Genomic DNA, 13,820 nt, shown 5'->3' on the forward strand with positions numbered 1-13,820 from the left:
CAAAACTATATTTGACCATAAAAATACCCCCAAAAATTAGATTTTTTAGGTCTAACTTTTGGGGGTCGGGTCATTTTTGAACTCACTTGCACGTTTTTGGGGTTTTTGGTATAAGTGAGCGAAAATTTTGGCCTCACTTGCACGTTTAGACAAATAAGTGTTGTGCGAGCCTATATTCTATTTCGGGTAGGTGCCCAATTGCACGAGCAGCTACTTGCTCGGCACTCACAGGATTGCCTGCTTCATCTATTACTTTTACGCTGCCTCGCAGAGGTTTGGTGCGCCAACTCGTAGCATAAGCAAACTCTTCCTTTTCTGCCCAAATATACGGAGTCGGCAAAAAACCTGCTGCAAAAATCATGTAAAAACCTTCAGCGGAATAGGGATCGTCTATATGCGTTTCAATTGCATCAATCAGAACGCGAACTTCTTTGAGCAAGGTCTCCGTACGCGTTTTGACGTCTTCATTTTTCCCCATATCTTCTATAAAACCAGCACGTCGCAATCTACGGTACTCTTGGATTGCGTATTGTGTAATTTGGACGCTCTCATTAATGACGGGCGGTGTTGCCAAATGAGCCGCTTCGGAATAACTCACCACATGGACTAGCAGCGGACTCTGTTCGTTATGCGGTTCGATATCATCCATTAAAGCCGAAACCGCAGCAAGCTGGATACGCGCCTGCATAAGGTCTGGGGAAAAGTAATCCAAGCCTGCACGCGGTTGGATCAAAACGCGGAAGGTTTCATCCTCCAGCGTCCGCACCAATTGAACGGCAGCACGAGCCTTTGCCAGATCCTGCACCCCCCATGTATAGCGAGGGGTATTCAGCATAATCTGAAGGATGAATGTTTGGATGCCTGTTTTTTTCGCCAGTTTAGCTGCTAAATAGGCAGACAGTACATAGGTATTGTCATCAGCGCCGCGGAAGGAAAAGTGGTGTGGCGTGTTTGGTTCAAAGGGCTTCCCAGTGGTGGCAATGTATTTGAGAGTCTTGATGTGTGCTTTCAAATTCGTATACACATCATACGGTCCGCGACCATCCATTTTGTTGAACCACCACAACGACAACGCATGCCAGGCCGTATTCAGGTGCTCTTCATAAATTTGTGCCATTTCGGGAATGCGCTTGGTACCGGAATATGTCCGGACCAGCATAGGGCTGGCTGCTTCCGCAATCTGGCGGAATTCTTCAGGACGATTAACAGGTACACCGCCACCATTTGACTGGTCGCCCCACTCTTCACCAAAATTTGACTGCGAGAGCTGGGAGCTCCCAATGGATAGAATATCCAAATACTTCGTATTCGCTAAATGCTTGCACCACTGCAGAAATTCTTCCATATTCTCTTCCCTTGTAGCGCTAGAAGAATAAGGACCCACATGAGCGCGCATCAGTGGCGCAAAATTACTTGTCAGTGTGTGCGCCAATCGTTTCATTACCGTATCGGATTCTGTTCCCATTCCCAAATATCCTGGCCGTTCGACTGGTTTCCAATCCAAATAAGCCTTCTTCTGAATCAACTCGGCACCAAATTTCAGCAACTGTCCATCGTATTTACTGCCCTCTTTCATTTCGTGAGGAATTCGTTCAACCGGAACCCCATACTTCTGCAGCGTTTCTTGCGGTGACTCACTTCCTTGAAAAGTCAGCACATACCCGTTACTTTGTTCGCTGATTTTCTTGCAAGCATTCGGTAGCCCGCCGAAGGAGACCCCATTAATCGGCCCACCTTGAACGGCCAGCATGTGATGCGTTCGCAAGGCGTACATCACATGTCCCACCATAGAAACCGCCACCTCTTCATCCAAACGGTAACTTAATCCAAGGTGAGTAATCTGGTGCTCGTTCAGCCAAGTTACTAGTTTTTCTTGATTTACTGGATAGCGAATCTCATTCAAAATTTGTGAAAGAGCGGGATCGCCCGTCTCTACTTGGTAGCCGCAATCGCGCAACAGTTCGGCTGCTGCATTCACTCCTAATGTGTGTGCATCGAGTGATGGCTTCAACAAGGCAAACGTTTCATTCGGTGTAATGGTCATGGTCATCCTCCTGTTTGTCAAATCAAAATCTTACGCGGCGAAATATTGGTTTGGCCAATCACATCTTGTAAATTCCGCCCTTCTTTGCGAAAGTCAATATCCAACATGGTGGAGGCCAGATCAATAATCAAGCCAATGTGCTTCATTGGCAGTCCTAGTTCCTTTCCGACAGCTTCAAGCGGGACAAGGCCGGTTGGAATATCTTCTGTAACATACCGATGAAACAAGCTAGTAGGCGCAGCAATGAGATCATAAGCGTGATTGTTTTGGATCACATCATACAACGTTTCTCCTGGTACATGATAGGTGCGCTTCATCCATTCCATAGCCGACTCAATGGGATGGCCCAAAAGAGTCGCTACTGCCAGCCGCTCTTGATCCATTTTTTCAATAAATAGGGCTACGGTTGGGCTGATTCCTTGACGGTAATAGTAAAAGTCTACATCCGTCGCTTCCACCCAGCCTGTATTGAATAAAATCGGAGCGCAATGCATGATCATCCCCACATTCCCGATCGATGTTTCAATCATGGAGCTGGCCGGAATAAATTTATCCTGCAAACAAAGAGGCATTTTCCCAATCAACGCTTCATTATTGGTTCCTTCAATCGTTGAAAGGAGCACGTCATTTTTTAATGCATAAACTTCTACCCTGTTCGGAGCTTGTTTGCGGCATGTATACAAAATGGTCTGCGTCTCCGCAATCAAAGGATTGATACCAGCATTGACTTGCTTCATTTCATGGCGAAATTCCAACGCGCCAAATGTGCGGCCAGGGTTCAATATAATAATCGGCTCCGTTGTCAAAACCGCACCCATCTGCTGGGCTAATAATTTATGTGAGAATGCAGGAGTTGTTACAAAAACGATTGCTGGGTTTGCTAACGCTTCTGCTAAGTCATCGGTCACGTGGGCAATCACCGCAGCCCCTTCTATACTGCCAGAGCAATGGATGATTGGTTGGTCGATCAATGGTTCTATATGTGCTCTTGTACGGTTCCATAACGTCACTTCATCGCCGTGAAGTGACAAATGCGCTGCCATTGCTAATCCAGAATTACCCGCACCAATAACGGTGATTCTCATTCCGCTCACCGACCCTTTCTGCTTGACCTGTTGACAAGTTTTTGATAACGTTTTCATATTTATTATAAGCCTTTAGGGGACGTTCTACAAGATGGTGTCCCTTTTTATTTAGGCATACAAAAAAGCTGAGACCGAAGTCCCAGCTCTCCTATCCTTCTTAATGATCGACTTCTAAGACCTCGCCAGTTTCTGCATGAATCGTTACATCTTGGTCATCGGTTCCCCCGAATTCGATGTCATACTCTGGACGGTCTTGGTCATCTTCGACACTCAAATTCCAGCCTTCAAACGTTGCATCTTCCGCCACTTCCTGACGAGCTGTTTCCACAGCTTCTTCTGGGTCAATCAAATGATCGAAGGTTAGATAGCTTTCATCGTTATCTGTATCGTCTTCCTCGGTTCTCAGAACTTCCCCGTTCATGGCATCTATTTCCATTTCGTACTCACGGTTTTCAAAAACCCCAGTAATTTCATAGGTCCAATTTGAACGGTCGGAATCAAAGTCCACTTGTTCAATCTGCGCATCTGGATACTCTGCCCAGTACACATCTAGTGCCTCTGTCATTGGAATCGTATCCGCAATCGAATCAGTCGTTGTCATGGATGCCGTTTCCGAAGTTTGGCTCTCTGTCATTAACGTTTCACTGGTTGCTTCCTCCGTTGTCGGCGTCTCAGTCGTTCCAGTGTCACCACAAGCGGCCAACGTTACTGCTGCCAGTCCTGTTAAGCTCATCACTTTCCAGTTTTTCATCATGGTCCTCACCTTCTCTTTCTTTCTGATACGTTTAACCTAACGAAAATATTTCTGGATTACAAACATTGTGTATCCCGTCCTAAAATTTGATATACTGATAAAAAAGGTAGAGGAAGAAGGATAAAAATGACTCAAGCGTTAATCGTCTATGCGAGTTTGACCGGAAATACAGAGGAGATTGCGGAAATTACAGCAGAATATTTAGAGGCTGCCGGAGTAGATGTCGACATTGTGGAATGTGTGCAAGCCGACCCAGCGGACTTCGAAGATTATGATTACTGTATCGTTGCTAGCTATACCTATGGAGTCGACGGTGATTTGCCGGACGAGATTGTTGATTTTTACGAAGAATTAGAAGAAATCGACTTAACTGGGAAGGTATACGGTGTAGTCGGTTCTGGCGATACATTCTACGAGCAGTTCTGTACGGCAGTCGATGATTTTGAACAACAATTTGCCAAAACCGGAGCCACAAAAGGAGCTTCCGGTGTCAAAGTGGATTTGAATGCAGAAGAAGAAGACATCGAAAACATCAAAGTATTTGTCAAAAAAATGGTAGAAACACACGAATCAATGATTGGCTGATAAAATGAGGCGGTGGTCTATATGGATGTACCTGTTAACTTGGCGGAGCAAAGGGGTATGCCAATGGATTTAGGTATGGAATACGAAATTCTATTGCTGCAAATTGGTTCACTCACGAGAAAGCGATTTGCGGCTGAACAAACAGTGAAGGAACATGAGGCCCAACTAGATGAGGTGCTGTCACGTGTAGAGAAGAAAAGCGACTATTTAGAACGGCTCCAAAAGGAATCCTTTTCTAATACAGTCATGAAATTATTCGGTACGTATGAAGACGTACTAAACCGTGAATCCGAAGAAACCTTACGGGCAAAGCTCGAGTTCGACAAAGCATATGCATTGAAAGTAGCCGCCCAACGGAAACTAATTGACCTCGATGAAGAAATGGAAGAAAAGAAAAATCGCATGCGGAGTGTCAAGGAACATCTTTTGCGCCGCAATCCGGAACTGGAAAACGTAGTCTCCGAGCGCGACCAAGTATTGGTTCAATTGCAGTATGAATACGTCCAGACAGTTGAAGCCGAAGAAGCGGCCTACCAGTTACTAGAATCCATTGGTGATATCTTGGTTACCTTGGATTCTTCTGAAGCCATTTCTGGATGGGATAAGATTATGGAGATTGATGTTCTATTGAACTTCATGAAACGCGATCAGTTGGATGCAGCCGAAGCTCGATTATTGGACTTGGAACGAAAAGTACAAGCATTCGAGCGCGAACTCCATGACTTGCATTACATCTACGAGAACCAATACGCTGAAGTTACAGCTGCCCGCCCTGCCATTGAAGCCTTTATTACTGACTTATTTTCTGACTGGTCAACGAAAAAGACCATCGAGAAAAATTTACAGCAGCTGAAAGCTCTCGAGCAGAACGTTTTGACCGTGATGGAATTGTTGATTACACAGAAACGGGATCTAGAGAAAGAGTACTTAAAAATGGTTCAAACTGACCCTTCCTAGTCCTTTTATTTTTTTCAATCTGTGCTATAATAGGGTTACTGCTCTAGCAGCAGTGACATAATTAAATCCCCCCAGATTTAATTGTGGTCCTTCAGCTTCGGCTGGAGGATTTTTTGCTATAATAGGCATTAGGAATAAAATATAACCGTAAAGGAGCTTTCATCATATGGTATTACCAAACTTTGAAGAGAATTTACAGAAATATGCCCGTTTACTCATTTCAAAAGGAATTAACGTGCAACCCGGCCACACCGTGATCATCAACATTGATGTTGATCAAGCACCCCTAGCTCGCCTATTAACAAAAGAAGCATACGCATTAGGTGCCGAGGAAGTAATCGTGAAGTGGGCAGACGACATCGTTACCCGCGAAAAATATTTACACACTCCGGAAGAACGGTTAACCGATATTCCACAATACAGAATCGACGAATCCAATGACCTGATCGAACGGAAAGCAAGCCGCTTGTCGGTTCGTTCCTCCGATCCAGATGCATTGAATGGCGTTGACAGCAAGAAGTTGGCTGCCGTTATGAAAGCTTCCAGCAAAGCCTTGATGGCACAACGCATCGCTACACAAGCAAATAAAGTTTCTTGGACGGTTGCAGCCGCTTCTGGTGCAGCATGGGCCGCAAAAGTATTCCCTGATTTGGCTACTGAAGAAGAGCAAGTAGACGCACTATGGAATGAAATCTTCAAAACTTGTCGCGTTTATGAAGCAGACCCAGTCCAAGCATGGGATGAGCACGAAGCTCGCCTACGTTCAAAAGCTGACGTATTAAATAACGAACAATTCACAGCGCTACATTACACAACTCCAGAAGGTACAGACTTAACAGTCGGTATGCCTGAAAACCATATCTGGGATTCAGCTGGTGCCGTAAATGCACAAGGTGAAGTTTTCGTTGCAAACATGCCAACGGAAGAAGTTTTCTCTGCCCCAGATGGCCGTCGCATTGATGGCGTTGTAAAATCAACCAAGCCACTTAGCTACAGCGGAAACATTATTGAAGGAATGACGTTTACCTTTAAGGATGGTGCTGTTGTTGAAGTCACTGCTGAAAAAGGCGAAGAAGTTCTGAAACCACTTGTTGAAGAAAACGAAGGAGCTCGCAGCTTGGGTGAAGTAGCCCTTGTACCGCATCAATCCCCTATTTCTCAATCAGGACTTGTCTTCTTCAATACCTTGTTTGACGAGAACGCATCCAACCACTTGGCTTTGGGTTCTGCTTATGCCTTCAGTATCGAAGGCGGAACAGAAATGTCCCAAGAAGAGTTGGCTGAACGCGGCTTGAACCGTTCAAACGTGCACGTTGACTTTATGATTGGTTCTGAAACCATGAATATTGACGGAATCCGCGCTGACGGAAGCCGGATGCCAATCTTCCGTAACGGAGACTGGGCATTTTAATCATTTGAAGGAAGGAGGTGGGAGCAAAAGTCCCCACCTCCTTCCTTTTTACTATTTATCGTTGCGATAGCTTCCCTACTTTCCAGCCTATCACAACGCAAGGACTCGTTCCGTTGCGATAGCGGAGTCCATTCTCCTCCTAACGCAACGATAACGACTTTATCGTTGTGGTAGCGAAACTTCTTACTGCTCTATCGCAACGAAAGATTAATGACGACCACTTTCGAATTCATAAGGCTATTTTAGTTTCAGGCGGATGTAAGCAGGAAGCCCGATTTTGCCTTCATAATGAAAGTATACCGAAAAAAATAGCTTTCGCCACCAAAGGTCGAAAGCTATTCTCCTGATTTTTTTCTATGCTTCTCAAAAATTCTGCTCCAGCCGGTTGCGTTCATAAAGAGAAAGGTGGGTTGGATATGATTCTAAAAGGAAGATGGGAGGTCTTCTTTGATCCGAATGCTTCATCAGCTGGAGTGAACTTTTTAAGTCGGAGTCCAAAATGGGGTGTTGGTTCCCTTTTTGTGCCCCCTACTATATAAGTCCGTAATTTATCGCGATTTCCTTTTTTAATTTTAAGTTTTTTCAAAGTTTTTTTATTTCTACTGATGGTTGCGTTATAATGAAGATAATTATGGGACGGAAAGTTGGGTGAATGAGCGTGGAGAAAAAGTCGGCTAGAGAAGCCCTCGAAAACATGAAGCCAGATCCGGAAAATGAATCCCCTCGTCGTAGTTGGATGTATATTTTTATCGCCGTCTTGGTTATTTTCGGTGTGACCTTCGTTTTTCAGGAAATGAACGATGTGCCCGTCGAAACAATCGACCCTCATAGCTTCGAGCAGTTGAAAGATCAAGTACGAGATTTGAATCAAGAACTTGATTCCTTAAAGCAGCAAAACGAAGCATTGGAACAACGAATAGAAGATTTAGAGTCTTAAAAGGGAGCATATTTTGCTCCTTTTTTATTCATACAAGCTAGACAACGCAAGCATTTCATGAAATAATGGTTTTGCTTTGTTCCCGTAGTTTAACGGACAGAACAATCGTTTCCTAAACGATCAATGGTGGTTCGATTCCGCCCGGGAACGTAGATAAGAAGCCGAGGCTGGACAATTGTCCTAGCCTCTTTTTTATCACGCAAGCACACCACTTAAAACTTCAATGATGTACGTTACACCAACGACAAAGATATAGAACACATAAATAAAAACAGCTAGTACATAAAGGATCGGAAGAATTTTTATTTTTTTCTTTTCACTACTGAAAAAGTATCCTACTCCTGCATAACTAAGAATGATTATGACAATAAACGCAATCGCCGTAAACATTCCTACAAAATTAGAATCGTAAAAAATATGACTTGTAACAGACGTTCCATAAAACAAATCCTGTATCCCCTGTTCGGCTGTATACCAATCAAATGCAATTCCAGCAAGGAGGAGAAGTGCACAAAAAGCAATCAATAGAATCACTTTTCCTTTTTTCATCTGAATCATCCTCCCAAAAGTAACTTCAAACGTAAATAAAGGATAGCATATTCTTCCTTCCGAGGCCTTTTATTTGACCAATCTCCCTCTCACCTTGTATTCTTAACCCTTAGTAAAATTGAAAGAGAGGCAAGAAACGATATGTTACAGATTGATCCTTTTGCGAATGCAATGCAAATTACAGTAGCAGATGAAAATAATTTATTTTTAGTAAAAGAAGACGATGGATTTATTTTAATTGATACGGCCGTTGATGCGCCGGAAATTGATGATATTATTGGGATGATTGAGAACTCTGAACTGCCTCTAAAGGCAATTGTAATTACTCATAGCCACGACGACCATTTAGGTGGCTTAGTGAAGTTTAAGGAAGCATTCTCGGAAACGCCTCTCCTTTTCTCGCGCCGTGAATATGAATTAGTATTGAAAACAGAATTGTTAGCAAGCGACAAACAAGTTCCTTTAAAAGAAGGGATTCCTGATTCATTGCCATATGAACCTGATTTCTTATTGGAAGAAGGGGATAAAGTTGGTGAGTTGGAGGTGTTGTTCACGCCTGGCCACACTCCTGGCCATATTACACTGTTCCATCCCTTCCACCGCTATTTATTGGTGGGTGATGTGATGCAGACGCTTGGAGGGGCAGCGATTTGCGGCGTACACCGTGATGCCTTCCCGAAACCTGCCCGCTTGAATTGGGATTTGGCACAAAGTATTGATGTCGTTCATCGCTTCCTGACGCTTGAACCAATGTTTATCGGAACCGGTCACGGCGATGTGATGCGCAACGCAATGGAGGTCCTTCCAGAAACCATCGAAGAAGCAAACCTTGTTCTTGCCGTAACAAAATAAAATACACACCAAAACAGCCGTTTCTCCAAGAAGAGACGGCTGTTTTGGTTTATCATACCTGGTTTGTTTAGGCTTCCTGAAATCCTTACTCGCTGACCATTAGAAAGCGGGGCAATAAAATAAGCGGGAAGATGAATTGGTGTTTTTGTATTCAATTGGTGTGGGAGGAGCCAGCTTCAATAAAGGTTCAAGTTCTTAGTTTTCGACAAGTGAATCAAGCAACAGAACATCCGGTACCCTCCATTTTACAAAAGTATAAACTATTGTTTATACTTTTAAGCCAACTTCGCTTATGTCCCTATTATACAACCAAAAGAAATAATCTGGCAACACTCTTTTTCTTGTAAAAAAATCGCCCTTTTATCCTTTTATTATATCTTTATTGTTATACCACACTCGATTATCTTGATTTTAAGCCTTTCTAAAATGAAAATATCAAATTGAAAAGATTAAAATTTCATAAAAAATACACACATGTTTAACTATATATTACAAAAAAACAATAAAATTATTTTTTTCCGCACAAAAAAAGGAGGAAATGATCCTCCTTCTCCTGTATTTATGCTCTTTCCATCCACAGTCATTTGTGAACAGTGTTTTACAAGAAAGAACTCTTTAGAAACTTCTATTTGTCTTTTATTATTAACAACTAGAAAGTTATATTCCTCATGAATATTAAACTTTTGTTTCTTATTGGACGGTAACTTTGTCTGTCCATGGAGATGCTGATTCAGCAACTGCCACGTTCAAGTCTTCCATATTCTTGCGTCCTACTGTTTGAAGCCACTCTTGAGCTGCTTCTTTCCCATCACGGGCGAAAATCGCTACGGAATCTTTCCAAGTTGCACGGCCACATAGTACGCCGTTGAAGGTTGATCCTGCTTCTTTAGCGAAACGCACGGTGTCTTGGAACAATTCTGCAGAAACACCAGCACTTAAGAAAATAAATGGCAAGTGAGTCGCTTCTGATTGTTCACGGAAGTACTGCAACGCTTCTTCACGTGTATGGACTACTTCCCCGTCTCCAGCGAATCCTTCTACATAATTCATGTTTACAGGAACTTCCATCTTCAATACATCCACAGCGTAACGCTCGTCGGAGAAGACTTTCATTGATTCGTTTACTTTATGTGGTTTCACTTTTGCGTACTTCGCAGATTTCACATCATCGTCTGTTGCATCGTACGTTACGATTTCTAGGAAGAATGGAATGTCTTCCCCTTTACATTCAGACCCTACCCGTTCAACGAACGCATGCTTTTGATCGTTGATTGCTTCGTCTTCATCCACATCATAGTACAGTAAAATTTTCACCGCATCGGCGCCCATTTCCTTGATTCGTTTCGCTGACCAAATTGGTAACAAGTCTGGCAAACGACCAACTTCTGTAGCATCATATCCTGTTTTTTCATAAGAAATCAACAGCCCTGCGTCTTCATGGCGTAATTCAGCAGCAGGAATTCCATACTCAGGATCCAATAAAATTGCAGTTGCATATTGTGTCAACCCTTCAGAAATTTCTTTCTTGAAGTTGATGATGCCTTCGTCCCCTACTTCTTTTGAACTATTGGCAGCAATCATTTTTTTCAATGATCCGCGTTGGTCGATGGCTAAGGCATTGATCCGGTTTTCTTTATCAGACAATTTTTGTAAGTACGCATACTTATTCGGTGTTAATTTTAACATGTAATCAAACTCCTTCTTTAACTATAGTGACCGATACTTTCTCAAAATATTCATCGAACAGGACTGGATTAACGGAACCGGTAGCTTGTTCCATCGTATTCAACATCCCTGTTGTCATTGCTGTTTTCAGCAATTCTTCTGGTGACAGTTGTTGTGCAAGTCCTTTGGCAATTCCTGCTACGGTTGCATCTCCTGAACCCACTGGATTAACGACAGTAATGGCCGGAATCTGGACGCGATAATAGTCAGTGCCATGTTTGGCAAAAGCTCCTGCGCCGCCCATCGAGATGATGAGCCATTCTATTTGCTGATAGCGTTTGGATTCAAGGATTTCCTTCCACTCAAGCGGATTGTGTGAGAGCTCTTGCTTCTCGAGTGCACTCAGTTCGTCCCGATTAGGCTTCAACGCCGCAATGCGGAGTGTTGGATCCGCCAATACAGCTTCCAACGTAGGTCCCGATGTATCCAGAACGACTGGGATTTCCTTTTGATTGGCAATCTGAATCATTTGCTTATAAATAGCAGGTGTGAGCCCTTTCGGTAAGCTACCTGAAATCGTCAGCACCTTGACCGGTTCTTCATCCAAGAGCTTCTTGAAATGTGCCAGAAAACCTTCTGCTTCTTGTGGCGAGATTGTCGGACCCGACTCAAGAATCTCGGTTTGTTTCCCCTCATGCAAAATGGCGATACAGTTGCGCGATTCTTGTTCAATTTGATAGAAACGATGTCTAATTCCTTGTTCGGTTAACTGGCGAGTAATGTACCCCCCAATTGTACCACCAAGAATGCCAGTCGCCATCACCTCAAGACTCAAGTCATGCGCTACACGGGTCACATTCAACCCTTTTCCGCCCGCTGTTTTACTTACATCAGCAACGCGGTTCACATCGTCCAAGTGGAATTGTTCCAATTGATAGCCGATGTCGACCGACGGATTCATGGTGACCGTTAAAATCATTGACAGCCATCCTCCTCTTTCTGATAAAAAGCGAGCGGCCCTACAAACTGCGCAATGAGCAGACGCCGAAACCCCATTTCTGTCTCGTGTTGACATTGTTTAGTTTGTAGAGCCGTAACGCTTCATCACCTTCTATATTTTACCAAATGGACGGCCATAGACCGAACCCTGAGCCGACTAATCCAAGAATCAGCAGGAAGCCGATTGCTTTGAGCGGGCTCCAGTTGCGTCTTACAAACATAAAGTAAATGAACAGAGTCAGAGTCAAAGGAATCAATTGTGGCAAAATACCATTTAGAATTTCTTGAATGTTGATGGTAACAGGCACTTCATCGAATTCGTTATAGGTAATCGAATAGTTGCCGTTTTGCAATTCTCGGATGCTTGCTCCTTCTTGGAGTTGTGGCTCACCGGTTTCAGGATTGTTGATCACTTCTCCTGTTTCTTCATCTGTTGCATAAAGGAATTCCGCATATTCTGGAATCGTATCTTCTGTCACAATCGTAGAAATTTCTACTGGCGAGAAGGTTGTTCCGTTTGGAATCTCAACATTTAATGAAGTAGCGCCATATAAACTGGTCAGAGCACCTACTACGAAAATCCCCAAAATACTTGCCGCACGTGTAAACTCTTTTGCATTCGCAGTCAAAACGCCAATGGCTTCCGTTCCAAGACGATAAGACCAATGCATCAAGAAGTAACGAATCAAGAACTGTGCAGCATTGAAAATCAGCAAGAAGATAAATGGTGCAGCAATGTTACCGGTTAGAGCCATGTTCGATGTAATCCCAGCCGTAATCGGTACAAGAGTGAACCAGAACAAAGCATCTCCGATTCCGCCAAGTGGTCCCATTGCAGCAACACGAACCGCACGAATGGTTGGAATATCTGCCTTGTTTTGTTCAAGTGAAAGTACAATCCCCATTACAAACGTTACCAAGAATGGGTGCGTATTGAAGAACTCAAGGTTATGCGACATGGATGCAGATAAATCTTCATCATCCGTATGAATTTTCTCTAAACCAGGAAGAATACCGTACAACCAGCCGGCTGCTTGCATCCGCTCATAGTTAAAGGAAGCTTGCAAAAAGAGGGAGCGCCAAACCATTTTGTTTAAGGTCTTTTTATCTAATTGACCTGCTGGAGTTTGATTTTTATAAAAATCAGGGACATTATATGCCATCTTCGTAGTCACCTCCGTCTACAACATTACCAACTGAAGCTGTTCTGAACTTCGTTTGCACTTGGAAATCCCAATATGCAAAGGCAAAACCAATAAAGGCAAGAAGTAGTAATGCAGAGCCTGATAAGCCTTCGATACCGGCCACAATGTTCGCCAAGGCAAATCCCATGAAGTAGAAGCCCCACATTTCGCGAGAAACCATTACTTTTAATAGAATTGCAAACCCGACGTAGCGCATCATTCCCCCTGCAGCGCTTAATCCACTCATCAACCATGCTGGGATATTATCCACAACTGTTTGTCCGAATGTAGCTCCGCCAATGAAGAATAACGTTACAACTAATCCAAATGCTGTTCCTATCGCAGCCATCGTCAAGTAGTTCAAAGTAGCAATCTTTTTCGGTGCTGCTTCTTGTGCTGCTTTGTCTGCGTAGGCCATTACTGGCGAAGTAAGTGTGAAGATCAACGTAACTGCGTATTGTCCAAGCAACGAGAATGGTACTGCTGTAGCAACGGCTACTGTTGGCTCTAATTGAAGCGTAATTGCTAGGACCGTTGCCATAATTCCACCAATAACTGCGTTTGGCGGTTGTGCTCCACCGACCGGCATATTCCCGATCGTCATTAATTGATAGGTACCCCCTACAATTAAACCAGTCGTCATATCACCTAAAATTGCTCCAATCACGGGGCCCATTACAATCGGCTGGTACAAAGATTCCAAGAAACTAAATTGGTCGATTGCAGCAATAAAGGTAACGATAAATACAAGGATGACTTGAAGGATATTAACATCCATTGCTTCTTTCTCCTCTCAAT

At 43.4% G+C, this 13,820-nt stretch carries 13 protein-coding genes and 1 tRNA gene; 6 read left to right on the forward strand and 8 right to left on the reverse strand.

Annotation, left to right across the window (positions count from 1 at the left end):
- Positions 1–145: 145 nt before the first annotated feature.
- The 3 genes from PVE40_RS03115 to PVE40_RS03125 form a co-directional block, all read right to left on the reverse strand.
- Positions 146–2,044 carry a hypothetical protein gene (locus tag PVE40_RS03115; RefSeq protein ID WP_274730415.1) on the reverse strand — a complete coding sequence of 633 codons (1,899 nt, stop codon included), beginning with the start codon at positions 2,042–2,044 and terminating at the stop codon, positions 146–148.
- A 17-nt stretch (positions 2,045–2,061) separates the two neighbouring features.
- On the reverse strand, positions 2,062–3,138 hold the full coding sequence (locus tag PVE40_RS03120; RefSeq protein WP_274730416.1) for an NAD/NADP-dependent octopine/nopaline dehydrogenase family protein: 1,077 nt from the start codon (positions 3,136–3,138) through the stop codon (positions 2,062–2,064).
- 148 nt (positions 3,139–3,286) lie between these two features.
- Positions 3,287–3,883, reverse strand: coding sequence for a PepSY domain-containing protein (locus PVE40_RS03125; protein ID WP_274730417.1), 597 nt, complete (start codon positions 3,881–3,883; stop codon positions 3,287–3,289).
- A 126-nt stretch (positions 3,884–4,009) separates the two neighbouring features.
- On the opposite strand from PVE40_RS03125, the gene PVE40_RS03130 reads away from it, so the two are divergent.
- The 5 genes from PVE40_RS03130 (at position 4,010) to PVE40_RS03150 (ending at position 7,923) form a co-directional block, all read left to right on the forward strand.
- Entirely contained in the window at positions 4,010–4,468 is a 459-nt protein-coding gene (locus PVE40_RS03130) for a flavodoxin (RefSeq protein WP_274730418.1), read from the forward strand.
- Between the two features lie 21 nt (positions 4,469–4,489).
- Complete coding sequence (locus tag PVE40_RS03135; RefSeq protein ID WP_274730419.1) at positions 4,490–5,425, forward strand: coiled-coil domain-containing protein; 936 nt, start codon at positions 4,490–4,492, stop codon at positions 5,423–5,425.
- A 166-nt stretch (positions 5,426–5,591) separates the two neighbouring features.
- Positions 5,592–6,836 (forward strand): aminopeptidase, encoded by a 1,245-nt coding sequence (locus tag PVE40_RS03140; RefSeq protein WP_274730420.1) that lies wholly within the window; start codon positions 5,592–5,594, stop codon positions 6,834–6,836.
- Positions 6,837–7,488: 652 nt separating this feature from the next.
- A complete protein-coding gene (locus tag PVE40_RS03145) occupies positions 7,489–7,773 on the forward strand; it encodes an FtsB family cell division protein (protein ID WP_274730421.1) in 285 nt (94 codons plus the stop codon).
- A 78-nt stretch (positions 7,774–7,851) separates the two neighbouring features.
- Positions 7,852–7,923: transfer RNA gene (locus tag PVE40_RS03150), tRNA-Arg, on the forward strand.
- Between the two features lie 45 nt (positions 7,924–7,968).
- On the opposite strand, the gene PVE40_RS03155 is transcribed toward PVE40_RS03150, so the two are convergent.
- On the reverse strand, positions 7,969–8,322 hold the full coding sequence (locus PVE40_RS03155; RefSeq protein WP_274730422.1) for a hypothetical protein: 354 nt from the start codon (positions 8,320–8,322) through the stop codon (positions 7,969–7,971).
- Positions 8,323–8,463: 141 nt separating this feature from the next.
- Here PVE40_RS03155 and PVE40_RS03160 point away from each other — a divergent pair, with 141 nt between their 5' ends.
- Positions 8,464–9,174 (forward strand): MBL fold metallo-hydrolase, encoded by a 711-nt coding sequence (locus tag PVE40_RS03160; RefSeq protein ID WP_274730423.1) that lies wholly within the window; start codon positions 8,464–8,466, stop codon positions 9,172–9,174.
- Positions 9,175–9,864: 690 nt separating this feature from the next.
- Here PVE40_RS03160 and lacD read toward each other — a convergent pair.
- From lacD to PVE40_RS03180, 4 genes are all read right to left on the reverse strand, one after another.
- Complete coding sequence (gene lacD, locus PVE40_RS03165; protein WP_274730424.1) at positions 9,865–10,860, reverse strand: tagatose-bisphosphate aldolase; 996 nt, start codon at positions 10,858–10,860, stop codon at positions 9,865–9,867.
- 4 nt (positions 10,861–10,864) lie between these two features.
- Positions 10,865–11,818: a hexose kinase gene (locus tag PVE40_RS03170; RefSeq protein ID WP_274730425.1), complete on the reverse strand. Its 954-nt coding sequence runs from the start codon at positions 11,816–11,818 to the stop codon at positions 10,865–10,867.
- Between the two features lie 139 nt (positions 11,819–11,957).
- Positions 11,958–13,001, reverse strand: coding sequence for a PTS system mannose/fructose/sorbose family transporter subunit IID (locus tag PVE40_RS03175; RefSeq protein ID WP_274730426.1), 1,044 nt, complete (start codon positions 12,999–13,001; stop codon positions 11,958–11,960).
- Positions 12,991–13,800 (reverse strand): PTS mannose/fructose/sorbose/N-acetylgalactosamine transporter subunit IIC, encoded by an 810-nt coding sequence (locus tag PVE40_RS03180; RefSeq protein ID WP_274730427.1) that lies wholly within the window; start codon positions 13,798–13,800, stop codon positions 12,991–12,993. Before PVE40_RS03180 ends, PVE40_RS03175 begins: the two co-directional genes overlap by 11 nt.
- Between the last annotated feature and the right edge of the window lie 20 nt (positions 13,801–13,820).

The sequence above is a fragment of the Jeotgalibaca caeni genome (assembly GCF_028863945.1).
GTDB classification, from domain to species: domain Bacteria; phylum Bacillota; class Bacilli; order Lactobacillales; family Aerococcaceae; genus Jeotgalibaca; species Jeotgalibaca caeni.